The organism is Halorubrum sp. Atlit-8R, assembly GCF_003666025.1.
GTDB lineage: Archaea > Halobacteriota > Halobacteria > Halobacteriales > Haloferacaceae > Halorubrum > Halorubrum salinarum.
Window position 1 is genome coordinate 1 of the sequence record NZ_QPLV01000024.1, and the last position, 589, is coordinate 589.

Below are 589 nucleotides of genomic sequence, written 5' to 3' on the forward strand. Positions count from 1 at the left end.
CGTTCCTGTTTTCGGTGCAGTTCGGCGCGACCGTCCTCGCCAACGTCGTCTTCCAGTACCCCATCGGCCGGCTGAGCGACCGCTACGGGCGGCGGCCGTTCCTCGTCGGCGGCTTCGTCCTCCTGCTCCCGACGACGCTCGCACAGGGGTTCGTCCAGACGCCGGCGCTGATGATTCTCGCGCGGTTCCTGCAAGGCGTCGCGGTCGCGGCCGTCTTCGCTCCCTCGCTCGCCCTCGCCGGCGACATCGCCAAGGCGGGGCAGTCGGGGTCGACGCTCTCGCTTCTCACGATGGGGTTCGGCCTCGGCGTCGCCATCGGCGCGCTGTTCTCGGGCGTCCTCGTCGGCTTCGGCTTCGCCGTCCCCTTCGTGGCCGCGACCGCGCTGGGCGCGGTCGGCCTGCTCCTCGTCTACACGCAGGTCGGAGAAACCGTCGAGGTCGGCGGCGGTGGCGGCGGCAGTCCCTCGCCCGCGCGCGGCGATTAGCGCCGCGTCGACGCCGCGGTCGACGTCGACGCCCGGTCCGCGTCGGCGTCGGCGTCAGTCGGCGCCACCAACGATATCGAGCAAAAACGGGCGACCGTCGCCGC

1 protein-coding gene is annotated in these 589 nt (G+C 72.3%); it reads left to right on the plus strand.

The annotated features are described in order from the left end of the window. On the plus strand, positions 1-485 hold a 485-nt coding region (locus DVK05_RS16395; RefSeq protein ID WP_147437828.1), incomplete at its 5' end, for an MFS transporter. Between the last annotated feature and the right edge of the window lie 104 nt (positions 486-589).